This is a genomic window from Pseudoalteromonas sp. SWYJ118 (assembly GCF_015864505.1).
Lineage (GTDB): Bacteria > Pseudomonadota > Gammaproteobacteria > Enterobacterales > Alteromonadaceae > Pseudoalteromonas > Pseudoalteromonas arctica.
In genome coordinates this window covers 122516-147846 of sequence record NZ_JADYXC010000006.1, presented here as the reverse complement: position 1 = coordinate 147846, position 25331 = coordinate 122516, and the positions used below count along the sequence as shown (strand labels likewise).

The window sequence follows — 25331 nt, the reverse complement described above, 5'->3', positions numbered from 1 at the left end:
AAATTACTCAGTACGTTCAAACATTAAATCCCACACGCCATGACCTAGGCGATGTCCGCGCTGCTCAAACTTAGTAAGCGGGCGCAAATCTGGACGTGGAACATAATCGTTTGTTTCTGATTGGTTTTTAAAACCAGGAGCTACATTCATTACTTCGAGCATATGCTCTGCATAGTTTTCCCAATCTGTTGCCATATGAAAAACGCCACCCATTTTCAGTTGGGCTCTTAGTTTTTCAACAAACTCAGTTTGTACAATACGGCGTTTATGATGACGCTTTTTATGCCAAGGATCAGGGAAAAACAACTGTAGTGTTGTTAAGCTTTCATTAGGTATACAGTCTGCAAGTACTTCAACTGCATCGTGTTCAAAAATACGTAAGTTAGTAATGCCTGCTTCATCGGCATCCATTAAACAAGCACCAACGCCTGGGCGGTGTACTTCAATACCAATAAAGTTTAGGTGAGGGGCATTTGTTGCCATTTCGACAAGCGATTTACCCATACCAAAACCAATTTCTACTACTACATCGTTGTTGTTGCCAAAAACTTCGCTTAAATCAAGCATACCGTTTTTATGCTCTAGGCCCATTGTTGGCCAGCATTTTTCGATTGCAGCGGCTTGGCCTTTGGTTAATCGACCTTCGCGTTTTACAAAACTGCGAATGGTGCGGATGTATTTACCTTCTTGCTTAGCTTGCTCAAGGTTAGTGTTGCTTGATTCACTCATATTATTGGCCTGACAAAAACAATGTGTTTAAAAATGGTTGCATATTATCCCTGACCGAGCCCGCAATCACAAGTATTAGCTGGTTTTACACGCCCTATAGCTTGATCTTTTTATTAACTACAATAGACTGAGCCGCCATTGAGCATCAGTAAAAGTACAATATGTTGGATTTAAATAAAGAACAGTCTAATTCGTTTTCTAATCAAGTCGTTGATTGGTATCACCTTCATGGGCGTAAAACACTTCCATGGCAGTTGGGTAAAACACCTTATAAAGTGTGGGTGTCTGAGGTGATGCTCCAGCAAACTCAAGTTATTACTGTTATCCCATATTTTGAAAAATTTATGCAAAGCTTTCCAGATATTATTGCTTTAGCCGATGCTGATGAAGATTTAGTACTGCATCACTGGACCGGCTTAGGGTATTACGCTCGTGCGCGTAACTTACATAAAACAGCTAAAATAGTACGTGACAAGTTCCAAGGCGAATTTCCGCAAACGCTTGATGAAGTAATGGATTTACCGGGAATAGGACGCTCTACTGCCGGGGCTGTTTTATCATTGTCGCTTGGGCAGCATCATCCAATTTTAGATGGGAATGTTAAGCGAGTCTTAGCGCGCTACTTTATGATAGAAGGTTGGTACGGTGTTAAAAAAGTCGAAAACCAGCTTTGGCATTTATCAGAGCAATTAACACCTAAAAATAATGTCACCGAATTTAATCAAGCTATGATGGATTTAGGTGCGAGTGTTTGCTCACGCAGTCGTTTTGATTGTGAGGCTTGCCCATTAAATTCAGGTTGTGGTGCTTTTAATGCAGGTAAAGTAAAAGAGTTTCCATATTCTAAACCTAAAAAAGCAGTGCCGAAGAAGAGTTGTCATCAGTTAATTATTCAGTGCGGCGATAAAGTGCTTATGGAAAAACGCCCTAACAGCGGTATTTGGGGAGGACTATTTGGCTTTTTTGAATTTAATGAGTACGAGGAGCTTCAAATATTTTTAGCTCAGCAAGGATTAGAAGCCGACTTAGTAGAGCTTGAAGCGTTTATTCATGTGTTTTCACATTTTGAGCTGACGATTAATCCGCATGTGCTCAATGTTAAGAAAATTCCTGATGTAGTAAATGACAAACAATTAGTGTGGTATCCGCTTGATCAATCAATAGAGGTTGGCCTAGCAGCGCCAACTAAAAAGTTGGTTAAACAAATTACAGCAATAGTATAGAATAGCCCCATATTTAGCGTTAGAGAGAATCAATCATGGCACGTACAGTATTTTGTCAAAAGTTACAAAAAGAAGCCGAAGGGCTTGGCTTTCAGTTATACCCTGGTGAAGTTGGTGAAAAGATTTTTAATAACATCTCTAAAGAAGCGTGGGGTCAGTGGCAGCATAAGCAAACAATGCTTATTAACGAAAAGCATTTAAATATGATGGACCCAGAGCACCGCACATTTTTAGAAGAGCAAATGGTTGGCTTTTTGTTTGAAAACAAAGATGTGGAAATTGAAGGTTATCGACCGCCTGAAAAATAATATTTTGAACATAAAAAAAGGGCTAAATAGCCCTTTTTTTGTGTGCGATTATTTAATCACTTAACTCATCTTCTTGCTCAGAGATTTTAATTTGTTCTTTTAAAAATTGAGCTGCCTTAGAGTATTCAATTTCTAACTTATCTCTTAAGTCTATTAATTCATCGGTAGTGAGTTCACCTTTTTTACATTTATCTTCAAATGCACTTGAAAGTTCAGCCACCGTTAGGGCACCAATTGTTTTAGAGATCGATTTTAATTGATGACACCCTTCAATAATCTCATCTAAATCGTTAACCATAACGCCTGAATTAATCCCCTTAATTAGCCCTTGGCTTTGTTCTAAATACATTTTGAAAAAGCGTAACTGTTTAGCTTTGTCACCATTTACATATTTAGCAACTGCTTCCATATCAATAGGTAGCGCCATGGTTTGATGGATAACTACATTTGGGTTTTGGCTTTGCTTATCGCTCCAGCGTTTTAAAGTGTCCTCTAACGCGTTTAGCTCTATAGGTTTGGTAATGAAGTCGTTTATACCTACGGCTAAGCAACGCTCTTTTTCGCCTTTAAGTGCGTTTGCTGTTACAGCAATAATGTAAGGCTGTGCATCAATTGATTCTAATAGCTCTGCTTCGTTACGGATTTTTTCGACCATATCGTAACCCGACATTTTAGGCATGTGTAAGTCGGTTAAAATAAGTGAGTAATCACCTTTTCTCCACATATCTAAGCCTTCTTCACCGTTGTTTGCTATCTCAACGCCAAAACCTAGTATGTGTAATTGATCGGTCAGCACTTGTTGGTTTAGAAGGTTATCTTCAACAAGTAAAACCAATTTGTTTGATTTACGAGCTTGCTCAACATTTAAATAATTATTAAGTGTTTTGGTTTTTTTAATTTGTTTAGGTGTATGCAAACCTGCAGCGACTAAAATAGACAGCATAAAGTTAGACTTACATAAAGGAGAGGCATTAATATAAAAAATATTATTATGATTTATAGCCGCTTCATCAAGCTTGCTTAGTACAACAACTTGTTGGTTATAATCCTCTAATGAATAAAATAAGCGTCTTAGCAGCGCGTTTGTTTTATCCATATTGTCTATGCCATCAGCCACCCAAATAATATCTTGCGAATGTTGATGCTCTTCAATTTCTTCTTCTGTGTGTGCATAAACTATTTTAGCGCCCATAAACGATAAATAACGGTACATTGTTTTTTCACGTTCTAGGTGATTACTAACTACAACAATTTGCTTACCATTTAATGCACCTTTGTGTGCGTACTTAATTCTACCCGATGTGCTAAACGGCAGTTCAACAGTAAACTCACTGCCAATTCCTGTATGGCTAGTTACATGAATAGTACCTAGCATAAGCTCAGTTAAGCTTTTACAAATAGAAAGACCTAAACCTGTCCCTCCATATTCTCGGGTAATCGAATTTTCGGCTTGAATAAACGGATTAAATATTTCGCGTAGTTGTGCCTGCGACATGCCTTTACCGTTATCAGTTACGCAAAAGCGTAAGGTAAAGTGATCAGTCGTATTATGTACCACCTCTACTGATATTTTTACATGCCCTTGGGTTTTTTCATCAGTGCTCGTAAATTTAATTGCGTTGCTACATAGGTTATAAAGAACCTGACGTACACGTACGCTATCACCGGTAAGATTTATAGGAATATCTGGTGCTATTGCTAGCTCTAAATCAAGCTCACGTTTTTTAGCAACTGATGAGAGCACACGAGCAACTTCTTCAATAGTATCGGTTACCGAAAATGGGATCGGGTCAATATTTAGCTTTCCAGCCTCAATTTTAGAAAAATCTAAAATATCATCCAAAATGCTCAATAACGAAAATGCTGATTCACGAATAATCGTACTTAAACGATGCTGAGCGCCATCAAGTTCGGTCTGGCGCAGTAAATCAATAGTACCTATAACACCATTCATCGGTGTTCTTATTTCGTGACTCATCGTTGCTAAGAATGTTGTTTTAGTTTCGCTTGCTCGCTCTGCTTTTAATGTGGCTTGCTCAAGCGCTAAGGTACGATTTTGCACTTCGGCTTCTAGGCCATTTTGTAATTTATAAAGCTCTTTTTGTGCAGAGTCATTCTCGCTCATTGCAGTTTGTACTTTTTGTAGCAATAAGTTGATGTTTTTTGCTACTACACCTAAACCAATATCAAGTTGCTCATCAACATTACTATTGTAATTAGCATCTTCAGTGATTGCCTGTAACTCTTGAGTAAGAGTGTCAGTACTTTTACGTAAGCGCGTATTAATGTACATATTAAACATTAAAGTAAGTATAAATAATGCAGCAACACTCGCTATCGCGATGATGTAAGCGATAACTTGAGAGTCTTGAGCGCTTAAAGGCGTGGCTGGTATGTTTTGCTTAATAATAAGCTCGCCAATGGGCTGATCGTTTAACAATAGTAGGTGATGCAGGATACCTTCTTCTTTTAAGTGCTTTTCAGTTTTAACAGAAGCGATGGCTGGTTTACTGCTGCTATATACCAACTGAGTATCTGATGTAGCATTGAAGCGATATAGAGTATATTCAAAGTCACCGTCTAATAAGGAGGTTAAATCAAGTAACTGTTTTACTTTACCTTGACCATACATAGTTAATGCATCAACCATAGGTAAGTCTAATCTATCGGCAAGCGTTACAATATTAATAGATGATACTGGTTGGGCTGTCTTAACTTCAGTTTGTGTATAAAATGAGTGGGCAACAATAGCGAGCGCTGTTACAGCAATATTAATGATTAAAAAAAGTGGCAGTAAGCCTTTTACTGGCGATGAGAATTTACTCTGCATTGATTGTTTCCAATTGATGTGTTTTTACTACGATAAGTCCCTATCGTACGTATCTAAGCTAATCGTAACATTTACAAAAAATAATTCACTACGGTTTTAGTCTGATTTAGTTATATTTATTTATAGTTATAGCCCGATTTGTGGTAAAAATGAACGTTATTAATGAAAAATGTACTGAGTTGTCTGAAAACCGTTCAAACAGTTATAAAGAAGAAAAAAAAAGTTGACTTGTAAGGGCAAAACTCGTTTAATACGCCGCACGCCCAGATAGCTCAGTCGCTAGAGATGAGTGGGAATTGCATTAAAAATCCTTTAAGATTTTTAATTAGCACTGTTTAAGTGCCTCGATAGCTCAGTTGGTAGAGCAGAGGATTGAAAATCCTCGTGTCCCTGGTTCGATTCCGGGTCGAGGCACCATTTATTAAAGTAGTGGTGTTTAATCAACAGTTTAAACATTATTACGCGTGCCTTAGCACACAGTTTTGTGTGCCGACTTAGCTCAGCTGGTAGAGCAACTGACTTGTAATCAGTAGGTCAACCGTTCGACTCGGTTAGTCGGCACCATTTATTTAAAGTAGTTTGAAAAGAAAGCTGTAATCAGTAGTCTGTTCAAATTACCCGTCGACTCGGTTAGTCGGCACCATTTATAAAGCTAAAAGTTAAATAATTATTTAACTTTTAGTTAGCACAGTTTATGTGCCTCGATAGCTCAGTCGGTAGAGCAGAGGATTGAAAATCCTCGTGTCCGTGGTTCGATTCCGCGTCGAGGCACCATTTATTGAGAAGCCTTGCTTATGCAAGGTTTTTTTATTTTAAGTGCTTTATAAAAGTTATCAATCTTTAAAATTGAACGTGCCTTAGCACACAGTTTTGTGTGCCGACTTAGCTCAGCTGGTAGAGCAACTGACTTGTAATCAGTAGGTCAACCGTTCGACTCGGTTAGTCGGCACCATTTATTTAAAGTAGTTTGAAAAGAAAGCTGTAATCAGTAGTCTGTTCAAATTACCCGTCGACTCGGTTAGTCGGCACCATTTATAAAGCTAAAAGTTAAATAATTATTTAACTTTTAGTTAGCACAGTTTATGTGCCTCGATAGCTCAGTCGGTAGAGCAGAGGATTGAAAATCCTCGTGTCCGTGGTTCGATTCCGCGTCGAGGCACCATTTACTTTAAGTTCTCAATCTTTAAAATTGAACGTGCCTTAGCACACAGTTTTGTGTGCCGACTTAGCTCAGCTGGTAGAGCAACTGACTTGTAATCAGTAGGTCAACCGTTCGACTCGGTTAGTCGGCACCATTTATTTAAAGTTAATTGTAAAGTATCACAATTAGTTAGCACAGTTTATGTGCCTCGATAGCTCAGTCGGTAGAGCAGAGGATTGAAAATCCTCGTGTCCGTGGTTCGATTCCGCGTCGAGGCACCATTTATTGAGAAGCCTTGCTTATGCAAGGTTTTTTTATTTTAAGTGCTTTATAAAAGTTATCAATCTTTAAAATTGAACGTGCCTTAGCACACAGTTTTGTGTGCCGACTTAGCTCAGCTGGTAGAGCAACTGACTTGTAATCAGTAGGTCAACCGTTCGACTCGGTTAGTCGGCACCATTTATTTAAAGTAGTTTGAAAAGAAAGCTGTAATCAGTAGTCTGTTCAAATTACCCGTCGACTCGGTTAGTCGGCACCATTTATAAAGCTAAAAGTTAAATAATTATTTAACTTTTAGTTAGCACAGTTTATGTGCCTCGATAGCTCAGTCGGTAGAGCAGAGGATTGAAAATCCTCGTGTCCGTGGTTCGATTCCGCGTCGAGGCACCATTTATTGAGAAGCCTTGCTTATGCAAGGTTTTTTTATTTTAAGTGCTTTATAAAAGTTATCAATCTTTAAAATTGAACGTGCCTTAGCACACAGTTTTGTGTGCCGACTTAGCTCAGCTGGTAGAGCAACTGACTTGTAATCAGTAGGTCAACCGTTCGACTCGGTTAGTCGGCACCATTTATTCAAAAGCCTCGCTTATAGCGAGGCTTTTTTGTTTTCAACTTGAGAATTAAAAATACCCATAGTTAAGAGCAAAGCAACTGACTTGTAATCAGTAGTCTGTATAAGTTATCCGTTCGACTTAGTTAGTCGGCACCATTTATTTAAAAGCCTCGCTTATAGCGAGGCTTTTTTGTTTTCAACTTGAGAATTAAAAATACCCATAGTTAAGAGCAAAGCAACTGACTTGTAATCAGTAGTCTGTATAAGTTACCCGCTCGAGTCGGTTAGTCGGCACCATTTATTCCAGTAACTTAAAGCAACTGACTTGTAATCAGTAGTCTGTATAAGTTATCCGTTCGACTCGGTTAGTCGGCACCATTTATTTAAAAGCCTCGCTTATAGCGGGGCTTTTCTGTTTCTATATGTCTAATACCAATCCGCAATAATACTTAATTAATTTGAGTGATTAAACCTGACGCTAACTGCGTTAAAAATTTCTGATATAGAGCAACTAAATAACGAAATTTTTGCCTTGTTATCGACACGATTTTCTTACCTCAAAATAGACCACTTAATTAAGCGAATTGGTATAATCTCTTAGACACACTACAAAAAGTTAATTTTTTATTATTAAAAATTGCTGATCATTTGCTCATTTTTACCGTATAACTGGCTATTATGTTAGTTCATCGCTAGCTATGTAATGTTATGTAAAGTAGGTTGAGCAAAAGTTGCCAAAGTGCTTGAATTACGTTCATAAATAGCAGTAATTTAGGTTTAATTATGATTTGGCAATGCAAGCCAACCCTATTGGCAATTAGTGTGATGCTGCTTAGCGGCTGTGCGAGTGATTTTAACTCGTCGCAGCGCATGCAAGCGCCTAATAATATGCCACAGCAATGGCAGCAAGAAGCATCAAGCTCGGTATTAAAAGTACAAGAGCAATGGCTTACACAACTACAAAACCCTACGCTTAACAAATTTGTACAACAAGCACTTAAAAACAACCAACAGCTTTTACAAACTAGTTACGATGTAGAAATTCAAAAACAACAGCTTATAGTATCGGGTGCTGCGCTTTGGCCTAGCCTCGATTTATCAACGCGTACTAGCCGTAGTAAAGACAACCGCCCAGTGAGCTACGACAACGCAAGTTCAGTTAGTTTAAACTTAACTTACGAGGTTGATTTATGGGGTAAGCTATCTGATTCAAAACGCGAAGCTAATCTTAACTACTTAGCGCAGCAGGCAAGGTTTGAGCAAGCTAAACAACAGCTTGTGGCTGATGTGGCAACAGGTTGGTTTGATGTTGTAACATCGCAACAACTACTCGATTTATTTAAACGCAGAGAAGCGAATGCCCAGCAAAGCCTTGATATTATAGAATCGGGTTACCGCCAAGGTATAAACGAAGCACTCGATGTTTATCTTGCCCGTAATGAGCTCAATACTGAGCGCGCTCGTATTGCGACTCAAACAGCGAACCTATCGGCCTCAGCACGCGTACTAGAACGTTTGCTAGGTGAATACCCAAAGGGTGCCATTACTGCTAGTAGCGACTTACCCGTTATTAATACCGATATCCCACTAGGCTTGCCTTCTGAACTTATAACACGTAAACCTACGCTGCGAGCAAGTTGGTATGAACTTTTAGCCACCGACGCTTCACTTGCGTATGCGCACAAGCAACGCTTTCCAAGTTTAGATTTAACAGCTTCTTTAAGTGATAGCACCGACAGAGTAAGCGACTTGTTTTCTCCATCAAGTCTTGCATGGTCGTTATTAGGTAGTATTTCGGCACCACTTTTTGAAGGCGGACGCTTAAAAGCGAACGAAGAAATAGCGCGCCTTAATACTCAAAAGCAAGAGCAACTTTATTTGCAAACGCTTTACGATGCATTTGGTGATGTAGAGAATGCGATTTCACAGCAGCAGTCTCTTAAATCACAATATAGCAGCACCCTTGAGGCGCAAGAAAACGCACTTGCAGCAGAGCAGTTGTCGTTTGAGCAATATCAAAGTGGCTTGGTAACTTACACTACGGTGCTTGACGCACAAGATAGGTCTTTCGATGCACAAAGCTCCTTAATCGACATTAAAAACCAATTAATAGCTAACAGAATTAACTTACACGTTGCCCTTGGTGGTGATTTTGCAAAGCCCTCAAGTGAACTAAAGAGCAATAATGATGAAAACTAAAACAGCAAAAATTATTATTCCAGCGGTGGTTATTATTGCCACTATTTTAATTGTTATGTTTATTAAAGGTAATCCGCCAGAGGCTAAACGCTTTGGCTCACCTCCTAAAGCATCAATAAGTGTGGCTGCGCTTGAGCTTAAACCACAAAATTACCAAGTGATGATTGATAGCTACGGTACGGTAAAACCACGTACACAAAGTTTATTAGTTGCTCAGGCATCTGGGCAAATAATTGAAGTAAGTGATGACTTTAGAGAAGGCGGCTTTTTTGAAAAGGGCGACGTACTTTTAAAGCTAGACGATAGAGATCATCAAGCTGAAGTTAAATCTGCTCAAGCCAATTTATTAACCGCAGAGCAAGGCTTATTAGAAGAAAAAGCGCGTGGACAACAAGCTATTACTGATTGGAAACGCCTTGGCGGCTCAAATCAGGCAAGCAGCTTAGTACTGCGTGAACCACAACTTGCAGCAGCCGAAGCAGAAGTTTTATCGGCGCAAGCAGTACTTGAAAAAGCCATGCTTGATTTAGAGCGCACTAAAGTAACCGCGCCATATGCGGGTCGTATACTTAGCCGTAGTGTTGATTTGGGGCAAGTTGTTACTAACAATACCCAGCTTGCCACTATTTACGCAATCGATAGCGTAGAGATTCGTTTACCGATTAAAAATAAAGATCTTCCGTTCGTAAATTTACCAGAGCAATATCGTGATGGCGCCAAAAATCAAGCAGGTTCAATTGTTAAATTTACCTCTGACTTAGTGGGTGAGCAAACGTGGCAAGGGCAGCTAGCGCGTACCGAAGGTGCTATAGATGAAGGTGCACAACAGCTTTACGTAGTTGCTAAAATTAACGACCCATATAAAGCAACGGCTAATAACCAGTACCCGATAAAAATAGGGCAATACATAAAGGCGCAAATTACCGGTAAAACAGTTCCTAACGCACTTATAATCCCTAACAGTACTATTTATCAAGGGACGTATGTTTATGTTGTTGAAGAGGGGGTACTTAAGCGTAAAGACATTACACTTGCTTGGCAAAATGCGACACAAGCGATGATAAAAACGGGATTAAATCCAAATGATAAACTGGTTATTACTCCACTAGGGCAAGTGAGTTCTGGTACTCAGGTAAGTATTTTAGGCGAACAAAGCACAGAGCAACCTAAAAGCCGAGGATCTAATGGGCAAGGTAAAGGAAAGCGCCCGACGCCAGAGCAGCTTGAGCAAAAAGCAAAAGAGCAGGGTATTAGTGTTGAAGAGCTAAAAAAACGCCGCGCAGCAAAGCAAGGAGATAAGCCATGATCGCTTGGTTTGCCAAAAACCATGTTGCTGCTAACTTATTGCTAGTAACGCTGTTACTGTCGGGACTTTTTAGCTTATCAAGCAAAATACCGCTTGAGGTATTTCCTTCATTCGAAACTGACATGATAAGCGTAAATGTAAGTTTGCGTGGTTCAACACCAGAGGATGTAGAGCAAGGTGTAACTATACGAATAGAAGAAGCCGTACAAGATTTAGAGGGCATAAAGCAAATATTTAGTCGCTCTTCTGAAGGTTCAGGCTCTGTGACAATAGAAGTGGAAAGCGGTTACGACCCTCGTGAGCTTTTAGCTGATATAAAAAGTCGTGTAGACGCAATTAACACTTTTCCAGCCGATGCTGAAAAGCCGATAGTAGCGCTTGCTGAGCGAATTCGTGAAGTTATCGCGGTTACCGTATCGAGTGACTATGGCGAAAAAGAAACCCGCGAATACGCAGAAACAGTACGCGATCAAATCCTACGTTTACCTAATGTAACGCAGGTAGAGCTAAGTGGCGTTCGTGATTACGAAATAGCCATTGAAGTAAGCCAAGATATTCTTCGTCAGTACGATTTAAGCTTGGCACAAATATCGAGTGCTATTTCTAACTCAAGCTCAGATATTTCTGCTGGTAACTTAAAAACAGAAGGCGGGGACGTACTTATAAGCTCTAAAGGGCAAGCATATCGTAAAGATGAATTTGCCAGCATTGTTGTTAAAAACCAAGCCGATGGCACTATTATTCGCTTAGGTGATATAGCGACTATAAAAGACGATTTTGAAGAAACACCAGTACGTACTCGCTTTAATGGTAAGCAAGCTGCATTTATCGACGTATATCGAATTGGTCCACAAAGTGCGATTACAGTTGCTGACGATGTTAAAAACTACATAAAAGAGCAACAAAGTTCTCTCCCACAAGGGTTTGAATTAAGTTACTGGGATGATGATTCGGAGCTGGTTAAAAGTCGTATTTCGACCCTTACTACCAATGCTTTACAAGGCGGTATTTTAGTACTCGCTTTACTTACTTTGTTTTTACGCCCTGCAATTGCATTTTGGGTATTTATTGGTATTCCGGTTTCGTTTATGGGCGCGTTTATAGCTATGCCTATTTTTGGCGTAACCCTTAATATTATGAGCTTATTTGGCTTTATATTGGTACTGGGGATTGTTGTTGATGACGCCATAGTTACCGGCGAAAACGTTTACACCCACCTAAAAACGGCTAAGTCGGGCGAGCAAGCCGCAATTTTAGGTACTCAGGAAGTAGCAACACCAGTAACATTTGGTGTGTTAACTACCGTTGCTGCCTTTTTACCTTTGGCCTTTATTGAAGGGGCGCGTGGTGCCTTGTTTGCACAAATACCGGTAGTGGTTATTCCGGTATTATTGTTTTCATTGATTGAATCTAAATTTGTACTACCAGCACATTTAAAATATATAAAACTACGCCACGAAAAAGGCGAACCTTCAAAGTTTGATGTTATTCAACAGCGTTTTGCAGATGGATTTGAAAACGCGATTTTAAAATACTATCAACCCACTTTAAATTTAGCACTGCGCCATAAATTGGCTTCGGTAAGCTTGTTTATTGGTGTATTTGTTATAATTTTAACCATGATCACCAGCGGTTGGACTAAGTTTGTATTTTTCCCGCGCATACCAAGCGAAACAGTCCGCGTTAACTTAACACTACCAACAGGTACACCGTTTGAAGTAACGAATAAATACGTAATTGACATGTCGCAAAAGGCGCAGCAATTACAAGAAAAGTACCGCGATCCAGATACTGGCGAAAGCGTTATTTTAAATATATTAGCCACAACAGGCGGGCGTGGTGGTGTATCTAATTCAGGCTCTGTACGCTTTGAAATAACACCGGCTGAAAAGCGTGAATCAGACATAGGATCACGAGAACTTGCCAGCGAATGGCGCGATTTAATTGGAGTCATTCCAGGTGCCGAAAGTTTAACGTTTAGAGCCGAAATTGGCCGAAGTTCAGACCCAATTGATGTTCAGCTTAGCGGCACTTCGTTGACTATTTTACAAGACGTGGCTGATCACATTAAAACCCGTTTATCGACCTATCCAACGGTATTTGATATTGCCGATAGTATGTCCGACGGTAAAGAAGAGTTACAAATAGAGCTTACGCAACAAGGTTTAGCGCTGGGCTTAAATAGAGTCAATGTAGCTGGGCAAGTACGTAACTCGTTTTTTGGCTCGCAAGCACAACGTATTCAGCGAGGCAGAGACGATGTACGTGTAATGGTACGCTTACCTATAGATGAGCGCCGCTCTGTAGCTGACCTACAAAACATACTTATAAATACGCCTGATGGAGGCTCAGTGCCTTTATCGCACGTGGCAACACTTACTGCTGGGCAAAGTCCATCAACTATTAATCGAATAGACCGTTACCGCACATTAAACGTAACAGCCGATATCGAAAAAAATAATACCAACATGACCATACTGCAGGCTGACCTAACGGAGTATTTAGATGGGTTAATGCAGCAATATCCTGGAGTAGATTACAAACTAGAAGGTGAGGCTAAAGAGCAAAGAGAGTCGTTTGGTTCGTTGGCTTGGGCACTTGTGTTTGTATTTTTTATTATTTATGCGCTATTAGCAATACCGCTTAAATCTTACTTACAACCAATCATAGTAATGAGTGTTATTCCATTTGGCATGATAGGTGCTGTGGTAGGACATTGGATTATGGGAATGGACTTAACTATTATGAGTTTACTCGGTATGCTTGCGCTAACCGGGGTGGTGGTAAATGATTCGCTTGTACTCGTTGATTTTATTAATAAAAAGCGCAGTGAAGGTGGTAAAGTTCTCGATGCTATAAAAATTGCAGGTGCATCACGTTTTCGCCCTGTAATGCTAACTAGTTTAACGACCTTTATTGGCTTAATGCCATTGCTGTTTGAAAAAGCGACTCAGGCACAGTTTTTAATACCAATGGCGGTGAGCTTAGGGTTTGGGATTATTTTTGCTACCTTTATTACCTTATTGTTAGTACCAATAAACTACATGCTAATGGAGCGTTTTCAAGGTTGGTTTAAATAACTTCACTCTTAAATACGTGATTATTAAAGCTGTAGGTAAGCAATTACCTGCGGCTTTTTTATAAGCTAAAAAGTAATATTAGACAATTGAAGATAAGTGAATAAAAAATTTAGATAAATATAAGAATAAACAGGAAGGTTAATTTTTTTTGATAAAGCCTTTTAAAGGCGAGGGTTTGCTAAAAAGGTGTTCCCCAAGATACGGTACTCGGTTTCAGTCCTGAAACCAGAAGGTTTCAGGGCGGGAATCTGCGGTTTACCGTAGGCTTCTCGGTACATGCCGAGCCTGCACAATAGTAGACGAACAGAAACCCTGGTATAAAATTTATCGGCTCAGGGACTTAACTAAGCTCCGGTACCCCAGGGAACAATTTAAGTATATAAGACATAATCCAATCCTTAAACCCCAAACGTAAAAAATTAAACCGTTCGCTTAGTTTTTCCGCACCTTTAACTCATCATTTACTTTATCGCATGGTTTTTGAGCTTGATCATACAATTAATTGGAGTTGCTTTTTATCGAGTGGTAGCATTGCCTTAACTTGCAAAGCGAAGATTTTATTATGAACGATTTACCCGATTACGAAAAAGCTCAACTGCTTTTAGAAAAAAACGAAATATTTGTATCACCTGCCGAAGCGCATGGTGTGATTAGTGGTTTACTTGCGTGTGGTTTAACCATTGACGACAAAGAATACTTAGGCCTTTTGAGCGATGTGTTTAACGATGGTGAATCGTTTAGTAACGATTTAAAGCAGTTTTTTGGCACTATTTATAAGCAAGTAGTCGCGAGCTTTAATGATGATGAATTTCAGTTTGATTTATTTTTACCAAGCGACGACGAAACACTCATCGATCAGGCTAATGGCCTCGTATCATGGGTAGCGGGTTTTATGCTTGGTTTTGGTTTAAAGCAAAAAGACTACGGTAAACTATCGAGCGATGTTAAAGAAGTTATTACTGACTTTAGCGAAATCACTCGCCTAGATACTACTTTTGAAGAAACCGAAGAAGACAGCCAAGCGCTGCACGAAGTGATTGAATATGTGCGTGTATCAGCACTACTTTGTTTTGCAGAGCTTGGTAAAGAGCAAAGCACGCAAAGTACTAAAAAAACACTTCATTAACTTTTAAAAAGCAAAACGGGTTGGTTAATAATGGTTGAAGTACAAAAGTCAGAATTTAAAGCACGTCGCGAGCGCTTACTTGCTCAAATGGATGAAAATAGCGTTGCTATTATTCCCGCTGCGAGCGAAGTGACGCGCAGCCGCGATACCGAATATGCGTTTAGACAAGACAGCGACTTTTTTTACTTAACTGGCTTTAACGAACCCGACGCTGTTTTAGTACTGTGTAATAACAGTGATGCACCCAGTACTTTATTTTGCCTAGATAAAGACAAACTAGCTGAAATTTGGCATGGCCGCAGAGTTGGCTTTGATAAAGCTAAAAGTGACTACCTGTTTGATGAAGCTTACCCACTCAGTGAATTAAACGATAAGCTGCTAGATATACTAAATGCAAAAGATGCTATTTATTTTGCACAAGGCGCCTACTCTTCATTTGATACCAAAGTGTTTTCGTTACTAGGTACACTTCGAAGTGGCTCTCGAAAAGGGCTCAAAGCACCGAGTACTTTAAAAGAAGTACGTGGCCTTATTCATGAAATGCGTTTGTTTAAATCGCCAAGCGAGATAGATGTTATGCGAGAAGGCTGTGAAATTAGTGCGCGAGGGCACATGCGCGCTATGCGTTTTTCACATGCTGGAGCTACTGAATTTCAGCTAGAAGCTGAGCTACATCATCATTATGCTATGAATGGTGCGCGGCACCCGGCGTACGGCACAATTGTTGGCAGTGGCGACAACGCTAATATTTTGCACTACACACAAAATAGCGATGTATTAAAAAATGGCGACCTAGTACTTATAGATTCGGGTTGTGAGCTACAAGGCTACGCTGCTGATATAACGCGAACTTTCCCCGTAAATGGAGAGTTTAGCGAGCCTCAAGCCGCGCTTTATAACATTGTACTTAAAGCGCAAGAAGTTGCTTTTGATGAAGTTAAACCCGGTGGTTACCTGTCGCACGCCAATAAACTAGCAATGGAAGTAATGACCCAAGGTTTACTCGAACTAGGTATTTTAACCGGCGACTTTGACGAGCTAATGGCAAAAGGTGCGTGTAAAGAATATTACATGCACGGGCTAGGGCATTGGCTTGGTTTAGATGTACATGATGTTGGCGATTATAAAGTAAATAACGTTGAGCGAGCATTTGAGCCGGGTATGGTACTCACCATAGAGCCAGGGCTTTATATAAGCGAAGACTCAAGCGCACCGCAAAAATACAAAGGCATTGGTATTCGTATCGAAGATAACTTGTTAGTTACCGAAACCGGCCATGAAAACTTGACCCTAAGCGTACCTAAAAAAATTAGCGATATAGAAGCACTTATGCAAAGTGCTAAAAACGTATAAAGCTCGGAGAATCTAGTGACTAAGCAGTTTGATGTAGTTATTATTGGCGGTGGTTTAGCGGGAGCAAGCTGCGCATTAAGTGTGGCTAAAACTAATCCCGCGTTAAATATTGCCGTTGTAGAAGCTAATCAAGTAACTGGCGATTACCACCCAAGCTTTGACGACAGAAGCATTGCACTTGCTCAGCAATCGGTAGAGTATTTACAAAGCCTCAATTTATTTGAGCAAAATGCCCCTTACACCGCAGCAATCAAAAAAGTGAGCGTGTCTGATAGAGGCCACTTTGGCAAAGCGCACATTAATTGCGATGAATTTGCTAAGCCCTCACTTGGTTACGTAGTAGAAGTAAATCCATTTGGCCGAGCGCTCCACCTGCGTTTAACGCAGTCAAATATTACGCTTTTGTGCCCCGATAGCGTAACTGCCATCGAGAAAACTCTGCATAGCAATACACTCACCCTACAAAGCGGCGAGCAATTAAATGCAGCACTATTGGTTATTGCTGATGGCGCACAATCACCAACACGCAATTTACTCGGGCTTGGTTTTAATACCCTGCCTTATGAACAAGGCGCTATTATTGCTAATGTAGAAGTGGCTGGTGGGCATAATAATCATGCCTTTGAGCGCTTTACACAAAACGGGCCTATGGCGTTATTACCCATGAGCAATAACCGTTATTCGTTAGTGTGGTGTATGCGCCAAGAGCAGGTTAAACAGCACATGGCACTCAGTGAACAAGATTTTTTAAGTGCCCTGCAAAGCGCGTTTGGTTATCGCGGTGGTCAATTTACTAAAGTAGGTATGCGCACGAGTTACCCGCTCGTTTACGGGCAAGTTGAGTCTTTAACTGCGCACCGTACAGTGGTTATTGGTAATGCTGCACATGCTATTCATCCTATTGCAGGGCAAGGTTTTAATTTAGGCCTTCGCGACGTACAAGTACTTAGTAATTTAATAGCAAATAGCCAACACGATTTAGGCAGCTATGCGTTTACACGTGAATATTCAAAAAAACGCAGTGATGATATAAAAACCGTAATGAGTTTAACCGACGCACTTGTTAGGCTTTTTTCGAATTCATCGCGAGTGCTCGCATTGGGGCGCAGTATTGGGTTGTTTTCGATGGATTTATTTCCCGCATTAAAAGCGCCATTAGCTAAACAGTTAATGGGGCAAGTTAAACAAGGTAGGCGTTTATGAAGCAAGCACAGGTTTGTATTGTAGGTGGCGGCTGTGTAGGGCTAACACTAGCACTTGGATTGGCAAAAGCCGATATAAGCGTAGTTGTACTAGATAGCGCACCGACACAAGCGTTACCAACTGACGAATATGGTTTGCGCGTAAGTGCGTTAAGCATTGCAAGTCAAACCTTGCTTGAACAATTAAACGTATGGCCCGAAATTATCGCACAGCGAGCGTGCGCTTATACACATATGGATGTACGTGATGCCGACAGCTTTGGCAAAATAGCGTTTAATAACGAGCAACTTGAGCTTGAACATTTAGGCCATATTGTTGAAAACGACATTATCCGCTTTGCGCTTATAAAAGAGCTAGAGCAACAAAGTAGTGCAACACTAATGTTTGATACACAGTATCAGCAAATACATCAAAGCGAATCTGATGTATTTATAACACTTAAAAGCGGCGAGCCAATTATTGCAAAACTGCTGGTGGCGGCTGATGGTGCAAATTCAGCTATACGTAAACAATTTAATATGGCGCTTAGCTTTAAAGATTACGATCACCATGCGCTAGTCGCGACAGTTAAAACTGAAGAGCAACATGCAAACACCGCACGCCAAGTCTTTTTACCAACAGGGCCACTCGCGTTTTTACCATTGAGCGATGAGCATACTCATTCAATTGTGTGGTCTACCAGCCCCAATCATTGTGATGAATTATTAGCAATGGACGACACCGCCTTTAATAAAGCCGTAATGGCTGCAATAGATGGTCAATGTGGCCTGTGTGAAGTGCAAAGTAAGCGCGCGGCTTTCCCACTTAAAATGCGCTACGCCCAGCAATGGGTTTCAGGCAAAGTGGTACTCATTGGCGATGCTGCACATACAATCCATCCACTTGCAGGGCTTGGTATGAACCTAGGCCTAAAAGATGCGGCTTATTTAATTGAGCATTTAACAAGCGATAGCAGCAAGGAGTTTGCAAGCACTCGCACACTGCGCGATTACGAGCGCACTCGTAAGCTCGATGCACAAAAGCACATCGCTATGATGCAAGGGCTAAAAGAGTTATTTGAAGGTGCAAACCCAGTTAAAAAACTTATTCGTGGAGTAGGGCTATCATTAGTTGATAATCTTGGGGCAATCAAGCACCTGTTCGCCAAAGAAGCGATAGGAAAGTAACGTAGGTTGGGAAGAGCGAAGCGAAACCTAACGAAAAAAAGTAGCTAGTTATTCGCTTTTACTAAAAAAACCGATGTTTAATTTAAACATCGGTTTTTTATTGGAATAAATTAAGTACTTCCTTAGTATGCTTTTTCGGTAAACTTTGTTATTTTTATATTAAATATAATAAAAAGTTTTTACTAAATTTTAGGGAAGAGATAAATGATAAAAATAATACTCTTATTTTTTTTATTAACTACATCTGTAGTTTATGCAAAAGATAAACCTTGGGAGTCTTACGCTAAACTTCCAATGGTAGAGCAACCACAAATATCGCCAAATGGAGAAATGATAGCAACACTTTATAATACTGCTGAAGGTCCTACTATCAGTTTAGCTAAATTTCCTAGTATCGAATTCAATATATTAGCAAGTCTCAAAAAAGATAAAGACAGAGTCGACTTTATTCGTTGGTCAGGTAATAAATATATCATTGTTTCTGCTAGTTACCCTGAATATGTCAATGGTCAATACATGAGAGTTTCAAGGTTATATTCGATCAATGTTGAAACCAATGAAAGTAAAATGCTAACTACGCGACGTTTTTCTGAATATAGGTGGTATAGATATCAGAGTTTCAGGCTCGTTTCCTCACTTAAAAATGAGCCAGATTTCGCGCTAGTGTCAACGTTTGATGAAAAAGATAAAGCTTATTCTGTTTTTAAAGTTGAATTAGGTGATTCTAGTTTTGATAAAATTCAGAGGAATAAAGAAAATATTGGAAGTTGGTATGCAGATCCTAAGGGAGTTTTACGCCTGGGGATCGCAATTGATAAAAAAGATGATAAGTTTATTGCTTCAATATGGTATCGAGCAAAGAAAGATGAAGCATTAAAAATGATTCATACCCATATTTTGGGTGAAGATAGTACTTTCTCCATCCAAGGCCTTAATGAAGATGGTACAAAAGCTTACGTCCTTTCTGATCGTGTATTACACAGACAAGCTTTATGGTCATATGATATCGAGTCAGGGGAGTTTGAAGAGCTTGTTTATAGCAATGATAAATACGATATAAATAATGCAATCGTTAATAGTGAGGGCGATTTTATAGGGGTTGGCTACTATGATGATTTCTACAAGAGCCATTATTTTTCAGAGGTAGACGGTAAGCAAGAGCTTATGGTTACTAATTTATTTGGTGATAAGCAAGCTAGTATTGTTAGCCGCAGTAAAGATAGAACACGAATTCTTGTAAATGTAATAAGTGATTCAGTCAGCCCTACTTATTATTATTTTGATTTAAACACAAAGAAGGGCGGCGCTTGGTTATCTAAATTTCCTTATTTAGCACGTAATAAATTTGTACCAGTGCAAAACTATAGCTTTAAAGCGAGCGATGGAGCTGAAATCTCAGGCTATTTTACAAAACCAGAAGGGATTAAAACTCCGCCGCTAATTGTAATGCCTCACGGAGGACCTCATAGTCGAGACTACAAATACTTTAATCGAGAGCTTCAATATTTAGTTAGTTTAGGTTATGCGGTATTGCAAGTGAACTTCAGGGGCTCAGAAGGTTTTGGTAGTGCTTTTGAAACTGATGGTTATTATCAGTGGGGTAAACGTATGCAACAAGATGTATATGATGCAATGGATTGGGCTACTAGAACCGGATTAACATCAAAAAATAATGCATGTATTTATGGCGCAAGTTATGGTGGTTATGTTGCATTAACAGCTGCATGGCAAGAGCCCGATCGCTTTAAATGTATTATTAGTATTTCTGGAATATCGGATCTAAAAGGGTTAGTTGAAGATGAAGAGCGACAAGATGCCTACCTAGGTAATATTGTTGATATGACTGATAGTAAAGCCGTTGATGCATTATCTGAGGTTTCGGCAATCAATATGATTAACCGAATTAAAGCCCCACTTTTACTTATCCATGGGACAAAAGATACGAGAGTTGACTATCGACAATCAAAATATTTTTATGATAAAGCAAAGCGAAATTTAAATATAAAGTATGTTGAAATTGATGACGGAACACACTTATTTGATGACCCAGAAAGCTTAAAAGTACAATACAAAGAGGTTACTGAGTTTCTTAAAAAACACTTGTAAATAAATGAGTGAGCGTTTTTTAACTCGAAACCTATTTTAAATTTTCTAGTTATTATAAAAAACCGATGCTTAGTTTAAACATCGGTTTTTTGTTTTAAAATAGTTTTGAACATATTTAAAGCCGCGCTTTTCACGCGAGCAAGTTCGGCGTCTACATGCAAAGTTTAACACTGAGCTTAATTTTACCTGTAGGCGTTTAGCTTGCTGACGCGACGAGCGTAGCTCGTAATTACTATCGTTAGTTAAAAAGCGCTTTGCGTTAAATCAGTTACAAATTCTCTTGTGCTTCATTCACCATATCTTTGAGCGCATCAACTAACATTGGATCTCGCGAGTTTTGCTTAGCAAGCTCGAGTGCGTGTTTCATGCTGGTAACGGCTTCTTTAAATTGTTTGTTAGCAGTATAGCCTTGCGATAAACGCATGTGAGAATAAGTTGCATTTGGGTAATCGGTAGTAAAGTATTTAAGCGTTGTAATAGCTTTAGCTGTATTACCAAACTTTTGCTGGCTATGAGCAAACTCTACATAAACATCTTGTGGAATTTTAAGCTCAAACCCGTACTTATCACTAAGTGCTTGGTAATAACCTGTAATGAGCGATACATCAGCAAACTTTCCGTGCTCGTCAGTAACCTTAAATATTAGGTCGCTAAATAAGTGAATTAGGCTATCGCTAAGCGCTGGTAGTATGGTGCCCATATGACTAAAAGCGGGGTAATGCTTATATTCCCATTTAAGCTGCGAGGGCGTTTGTTGTTCTAAATTTACCAAAGTATTTAATACGCCTGTATAAAAGCGTGCTCCTTCGCTTGCTACACTAATAAATAACGACTGATCACCTTTAGGGTTTTTAGTGTATTTTATAATATTATTTTTTAATTCCTCATCACTCCACCAACTGTTTGGGCTTATAGCTATATAGTTATTAAATAACTCAGGCTGATTAACTAAAGTATAAAGCGCCAAAGTACCTGCATTAGAGTGGCCAATTAAGGTGTTGTAGCCGTTAGTTGAGTAATTACTGTTTATATAAGGCATGAGTTCATCAGACACAAACTTTAAAAACTTGTCGGTTTGCCCAGCTTCAGGCCATTTGTTTTTAACAAAAGTTTGAAACTCTGTTTTAGGCTCGCCTTCTACTTTGGGTAAATAATCGCGAACACGGTTAGTTGTATCAATACCAACGAGCATTGCGTTAGGTATCTGCTCGTAATCAACAAGGGATTTAATAACACCAGACGCCGTATGAAAGTGCTCAACACCATCAAGTAAATAAATAACATAAAGCGGCTGATCGTCTTTTACAATGTCAGGTATGAAAATTTGAATGGGTCTGTCTTCGTTAAGTATTTTTGACTGCAGAATGACTTTTTTACCAACGGTTATGTCAGTTGTATTGGTTTTTGCGTGGCTTAAAAATGGTGTACTAAAAGTAAGTATTAATACAAGCGATAGTAAGAGCTTCATAAATATCCTTATTTAATAATGTATTGCTTAATAATTGCACGGCTTTAAGCTTGAGTAAATGTTTATATTTTCGGGGTAAACATAAAGCTTAAGCAATTAAAAGCTATCGCTTTTCACGCGAGTAAGCTCGGCTTCTACAAGAGATATTACACTCTGTGCTTAACTTTTTCGGTAGGCGAGCAGCTTGCTGACGCGACGAGCGAAGCTCGTAATAATTACCTTTTAACTCTTATCTATAAAAGCTTAAAAAACATGCTTGCTTAATTATCCGTCTAAGCGTAAAATGCGCGCTCATTTCGGCTTTTAAACTATTAATTCCTTGCCTTAAACCGACCGGCCGAAACGGTAGAAGGCTCTATTAACCGTAAGGAATATCCATGCGTCATTACGAAATCGTATTCATGGTTCACCCAGATCAGAGTGAGCAAGTTGCTGGTATGATCGAACGTTATACTGGTTCTATCACTGAAGCTGGTGGTGTTATCCACCGTCTTGAAGATTGGGGCCGTCGTCAATTGGCTTACCCAATTAACAAGCTTCATAAAGCTCACTATGTTCTTATGAACGTTGAAGCACCAACTGAAGTAATCAGCGAGCTAGAAACTACTTTCCGCTACAACGATGCAGTGCTTCGTAACTTAGTTATCCGCACTAAAACTGCTGAAACTGAAGCGTCTCCTCTTGCAAGAGAAGAGAAGAAAGAAGCACCAGCTGCTTAATTGTTTTGAGTCCTAGCATGGCATGTAATCAGCAGTTACTATAATGGTTAGCCCATATATGAATCAGCTGGTTATATCTGGGGTAGTTTGTAAAACTCCCAAGTTTAGCCAAAGCCCTGCTGGCATCCCGCATTGTATTTTTGTTGTAGAACATAAATCGATGCAAACCGAAGCAGACCTTAACCGTAATAGTTACGTGAGGCTTCAGGTAGTTGCCAGTGGAAAGCAAATGCAACAACAGACTCAACATTTGCACGTTGGGCAGGCATTGCAAGTGAGTGGTTTTTTAAATCGCCACGAAGGTCGTAACGGCCTTAGCCAATTGGTTTTGCATGCTCAGCATATAGAAAGAATTATTTGAGGAATTAATCTCATGGCACGTTATTTCAGACGTCGTAAGTTCTGCCGCTTTAAAGCGGAAGGCGTAAAACAAATCGATTACAAAGATCTAGCTACTCTTAGAAACTATGTTACAGAAAGTGGCAAAATCGTACCTAGCCGTATCACAGGTACTAGCGCTAAATTTCAGCGCCAGCTAGCAACTGCTATTAAGCGTGCTCGCTACTTAGCCCTTCTTCCATACACTGACTTACATAAGTAAGCAGCGGATTAACAGTTTTTAAAAGGTGTAGAAACATGCAAGTTATTCTACTAGATAAGATCGCTAACCTAGGTAGCCTAGGTGAACAGGTTGTAGTTAAATCTGGTTTCGCACGTAACTTCCTTTTCCCTCAAGGTAAGGCAGTTCCTGCGACTAAAGCTAACATTGAAACGTTTGACGCTCGTCGTGCAGAACTTGAAGCGAAAATCGCTGAACAGTTAGTTGCTGCACAAGCACGCGCTGAAAAACTAGAAGCATTAGCAGAAGTTACATTAGTATCTAAAGCTGGTGACGAAGGTAAGTTATTCGGTTCAATCGGTACTCGTGACATCGCTGACGCTATCTCAGCTGTTGGTGTTGAAGTTGCTAAGTCAGAAGTTCGTTTGCCTCTAGGTACTATCCGTGAGACAGGTGAATTTGACGTATCAATTTCAGTTCACTCAGACGTAACGGCTACTATTAAAGTAATCGTAATCGCTGAAGCTTAATTTTTAATTAAGCGACAAAAGCCGTGCTATTAGCACGGCTTTTTTGTGTCTGTAATTTGGCTAACTTTAATTAGTTAAGGGCACTGTTAAATAATACCAATCCGCAATAATACTTAATCATTTTGCGGGGCTAAACGTGTCGCTACCTGTGTTAAAAAATTCTCATTTACGACTGCGTGGATGCAGAAGGTAGAGCAATGCAGGAGCAATTGCCGAGAACAACTAAATAGCGAATTTTTTGTCTAGCTATCAACACGTTTTTCCATCCTCAAAATAGATCACTTAATTAAGCGAATTGGTATAAAGCCTCGTACAAGCCCCTTTTTTATTCAATTATTTTTTTATTCCCTTTAAACCTTTTCGAACTGTTATTACGTCTAACTTATCAATACACTAACTCAATAATAATAATTAAAAGGCGGCATCACGGATGTTACACGTTAAACCCGAACAAACGCCTTTATGCGAAGCTAAACTCATTGAGCGAGTTAAATCAGGTGATCAAGGCGCATACACAACGCTTTATGAGTTACATATAAAACGAGTCTACGGTTTATGTTTACGCTTATTAGCGGACCAAGCGCATGCTGAAGATGCAGCCCAAGAAGTGTTTGTACAGGTATGGCGTAAAATAGCGCAATTTGACGGTCGCTCGCAGTTTTCTACTTGGCTCTACAGCGTTGCCAGTAATGTTGCGATTAACTACTTACGCAAGCAAAAAAATTGGCTGCAAAAAGTAGTGAGCATTGAACACTGCGGTATGGATGAGCAATCAGCTAATGACTGCAAAGGCTTAAATGGTCTCGATAAATTAATAGTAAGGCTTCCTGAGCGCGCACGTATGGTGTTTGTGTTGTTTGCAATCGAAGGTTACAGGCACGAGGAAATAGCCGATCAGTTAGGTATGGCTGTTGGTTCAAGTAAGTCGCAATATCATCGTGCTAGGCAGCTACTACAAGAGTGGTATGAAAATGAATAAACCAAATTTTGACGACTATTTAAATGAGTCATTAAACACGCTTGATAAAGACATTACGCCACAAAAAGACCTGTGGGCGGGAATTGAGCGAGCAATGGTTAGTAATAAGCAGGACCTAAAAGGCACTGCTATTTGGCCAAAACTAACAGCAATAGCTGCCTGCACATTAGCGGCTTTAATTGCTGTAAATTTATTTGTTATAGCGCCTGAGCCACAACCCGTAGTGGCTATAAGTGATTACTTTTTGGCGCAAAAAAACAGTTTGTTGGTTGAATATGAAAATAAAGAAGCATTGACCACTAACTGGCAAACGCAGCTACAAGAGCTTGAAAACGCAGAGCAAGCAATAAAGCAAGTTCTTGAAAATGAGCCACAAAACCAAGCGCTACTAACAATGTTAGCGCAAATATATCAACAACAACTTGATTTAATTAACAAGGTGCATGCGCCACGTTGGCAGCACATTTAGGAGTA

At 39.7% G+C, this 25331-nt stretch carries 19 protein-coding genes, 10 tRNA genes and 1 other RNA gene; 26 read left to right on the top strand and 4 right to left on the bottom strand.

The window, feature by feature from the left end; translation table 11 throughout:
• Positions 1-3: 3 nt before the first annotated feature.
• Positions 4-729, bottom strand: coding sequence for a tRNA (guanosine(46)-N7)-methyltransferase TrmB (gene trmB / locus I6F48_RS08625; protein ID WP_007582957.1), 726 nt, complete (start codon positions 727-729; stop codon positions 4-6).
• 161 nt (positions 730-890) lie between these two features.
• On the opposite strand from trmB, the gene mutY reads away from it, so the two are divergent.
• Positions 891-1952 carry an A/G-specific adenine glycosylase gene (mutY, locus tag I6F48_RS08620; protein WP_197119245.1) on the top strand — a complete coding sequence of 354 codons (1062 nt, stop codon included), beginning with the start codon at positions 891-893 and terminating at the stop codon, positions 1950-1952.
• A gap of 35 nt (positions 1953-1987) precedes the next feature.
• The gene (locus I6F48_RS08615; RefSeq protein ID WP_007582954.1) at positions 1988-2260 is read left to right on the top strand and encodes an oxidative damage protection protein; all 273 of its coding nucleotides are present in this window, start codon (positions 1988-1990) and stop codon (positions 2258-2260) included.
• Positions 2261-2312: 52 nt separating this feature from the next.
• Here I6F48_RS08615 and I6F48_RS08610 read toward each other — a convergent pair whose 3' ends face one another.
• Entirely contained in the window at positions 2313-5090 is a 2778-nt protein-coding gene (locus I6F48_RS08610) for an ATP-binding protein (protein WP_197119244.1), read from the bottom strand.
• Between the two features lie 341 nt (positions 5091-5431).
• Here I6F48_RS08610 and I6F48_RS08605 point away from each other — a divergent pair.
• The 13 genes from I6F48_RS08605 (at position 5432) to I6F48_RS08545 (ending at position 13648) form a co-directional block, all read left to right on the top strand.
• Positions 5432-5507 (top strand) — tRNA-Phe (locus tag I6F48_RS08605).
• Between the two features lie 71 nt (positions 5508-5578).
• A tRNA-Thr gene (locus I6F48_RS08600) sits at positions 5579-5654 on the top strand.
• A 134-nt stretch (positions 5655-5788) separates the two neighbouring features.
• Positions 5789-5864 (top strand) — tRNA-Phe (locus tag I6F48_RS08595).
• 102 nt (positions 5865-5966) lie between these two features.
• A tRNA-Thr gene (locus I6F48_RS08590) sits at positions 5967-6042 on the top strand.
• Between the two features lie 134 nt (positions 6043-6176).
• Positions 6177-6252 (top strand) — tRNA-Phe (locus tag I6F48_RS08585).
• A gap of 57 nt (positions 6253-6309) precedes the next feature.
• Positions 6310-6385 (top strand) — tRNA-Thr (locus tag I6F48_RS08580).
• Between the two features lie 51 nt (positions 6386-6436).
• A tRNA-Phe gene (locus I6F48_RS08575) sits at positions 6437-6512 on the top strand.
• Positions 6513-6614: 102 nt separating this feature from the next.
• Positions 6615-6690, top strand: a tRNA-Thr gene (locus I6F48_RS08570).
• 134 nt (positions 6691-6824) lie between these two features.
• Positions 6825-6900 (top strand) — tRNA-Phe (locus tag I6F48_RS08565).
• A gap of 102 nt (positions 6901-7002) precedes the next feature.
• Positions 7003-7078: transfer RNA gene (locus I6F48_RS08560), tRNA-Thr, on the top strand.
• A gap of 768 nt (positions 7079-7846) precedes the next feature.
• Positions 7847-9262 carry an efflux transporter outer membrane subunit gene (locus tag I6F48_RS08555; protein WP_197119243.1) on the top strand — a complete coding sequence of 472 codons (1416 nt, stop codon included), beginning with the start codon at positions 7847-7849 and terminating at the stop codon, positions 9260-9262.
• The gene (locus I6F48_RS08550; RefSeq protein ID WP_197119257.1) at positions 9252-10568 is read left to right on the top strand and encodes an efflux RND transporter periplasmic adaptor subunit; all 1317 of its coding nucleotides are present in this window, start codon (positions 9252-9254) and stop codon (positions 10566-10568) included. The genes I6F48_RS08555 and I6F48_RS08550 overlap by 11 nt, the downstream gene beginning before the upstream one ends.
• Positions 10565-13648, top strand: coding sequence for an efflux RND transporter permease subunit (locus I6F48_RS08545; protein ID WP_024589701.1), 3084 nt, complete (start codon positions 10565-10567; stop codon positions 13646-13648). The genes I6F48_RS08550 and I6F48_RS08545 overlap by 4 nt, the downstream gene beginning before the upstream one ends.
• A 186-nt stretch (positions 13649-13834) precedes the next feature.
• On the opposite strand, the gene ssrS is transcribed toward I6F48_RS08545, so the two are convergent.
• Positions 13835-14017, bottom strand: a non-coding RNA gene (gene ssrS / locus I6F48_RS08540) — 6S RNA.
• Between the two features lie 193 nt (positions 14018-14210).
• On the opposite strand from ssrS, the gene I6F48_RS08535 reads away from it, so the two are divergent.
• The 5 genes from I6F48_RS08535 (at position 14211) to I6F48_RS08515 (ending at position 20602) form a co-directional block, all read left to right on the top strand.
• Positions 14211-14774 (top strand): UPF0149 family protein, encoded by a 564-nt coding sequence (locus tag I6F48_RS08535; RefSeq protein ID WP_007587323.1) that lies wholly within the window; start codon positions 14211-14213, stop codon positions 14772-14774.
• A 30-nt stretch (positions 14775-14804) separates the two neighbouring features.
• Positions 14805-16127: a Xaa-Pro aminopeptidase gene (pepP, locus tag I6F48_RS08530; RefSeq protein ID WP_165741539.1), complete on the top strand. Its 1323-nt coding sequence runs from the start codon at positions 14805-14807 to the stop codon at positions 16125-16127.
• A gap of 15 nt (positions 16128-16142) precedes the next feature.
• The gene (gene ubiH / locus I6F48_RS08525; protein WP_165741537.1) at positions 16143-17330 is read left to right on the top strand and encodes a 2-octaprenyl-6-methoxyphenyl hydroxylase; all 1188 of its coding nucleotides are present in this window, start codon (positions 16143-16145) and stop codon (positions 17328-17330) included.
• Positions 17327-18496, top strand: a complete 1170-nt coding sequence (locus I6F48_RS08520; protein ID WP_165741535.1) for an FAD-dependent monooxygenase — start codon at positions 17327-17329, stop codon at positions 18494-18496. The genes ubiH and I6F48_RS08520 overlap by 4 nt, the downstream gene beginning before the upstream one ends.
• A 204-nt stretch (positions 18497-18700) precedes the next feature.
• On the top strand, positions 18701-20602 hold the full coding sequence (locus I6F48_RS08515; RefSeq protein WP_231615200.1) for an alpha/beta hydrolase family protein: 1902 nt from the start codon (positions 18701-18703) through the stop codon (positions 20600-20602).
• Positions 20603-20870: 268 nt separating this feature from the next.
• Here the strand turns inward: I6F48_RS08515 and I6F48_RS08510 are convergent, their stop codons facing one another.
• Positions 20871-22070: an alpha/beta hydrolase-fold protein gene (locus I6F48_RS08510; protein ID WP_197119242.1), complete on the bottom strand. Its 1200-nt coding sequence runs from the start codon at positions 22068-22070 to the stop codon at positions 20871-20873.
• 377 nt (positions 22071-22447) lie between these two features.
• Here I6F48_RS08510 and rpsF point away from each other — a divergent pair, with 377 nt between their 5' ends.
• The 6 genes from rpsF (at position 22448) to I6F48_RS08480 (ending at position 25326) form a co-directional block, all read left to right on the top strand.
• A complete protein-coding gene (gene rpsF, locus I6F48_RS08505; protein WP_007378473.1) occupies positions 22448-22789 on the top strand; it encodes a 30S ribosomal protein S6 in 342 nt (113 codons plus the stop codon).
• A gap of 43 nt (positions 22790-22832) precedes the next feature.
• Entirely contained in the window at positions 22833-23150 is a 318-nt protein-coding gene (gene priB / locus I6F48_RS08500; RefSeq protein WP_004588456.1) for a primosomal replication protein N, read from the top strand.
• 12 nt (positions 23151-23162) lie between these two features.
• Entirely contained in the window at positions 23163-23390 is a 228-nt protein-coding gene (gene rpsR, locus I6F48_RS08495; protein WP_007378475.1) for a 30S ribosomal protein S18, read from the top strand.
• A gap of 35 nt (positions 23391-23425) precedes the next feature.
• Entirely contained in the window at positions 23426-23878 is a 453-nt protein-coding gene (rplI, locus tag I6F48_RS08490; RefSeq protein WP_002962755.1) for a 50S ribosomal protein L9, read from the top strand.
• A 430-nt stretch (positions 23879-24308) separates the two neighbouring features.
• Entirely contained in the window at positions 24309-24857 is a 549-nt protein-coding gene (locus I6F48_RS08485; protein WP_165727257.1) for an RNA polymerase sigma factor, read from the top strand.
• Positions 24844-25326, top strand: a complete 483-nt coding sequence (locus I6F48_RS08480; RefSeq protein WP_197119241.1) for a hypothetical protein — start codon at positions 24844-24846, stop codon at positions 25324-25326. The genes I6F48_RS08485 and I6F48_RS08480 overlap by 14 nt, the downstream gene beginning before the upstream one ends.
• The last annotated feature ends 5 nt before the right edge of the window (positions 25327-25331 follow it).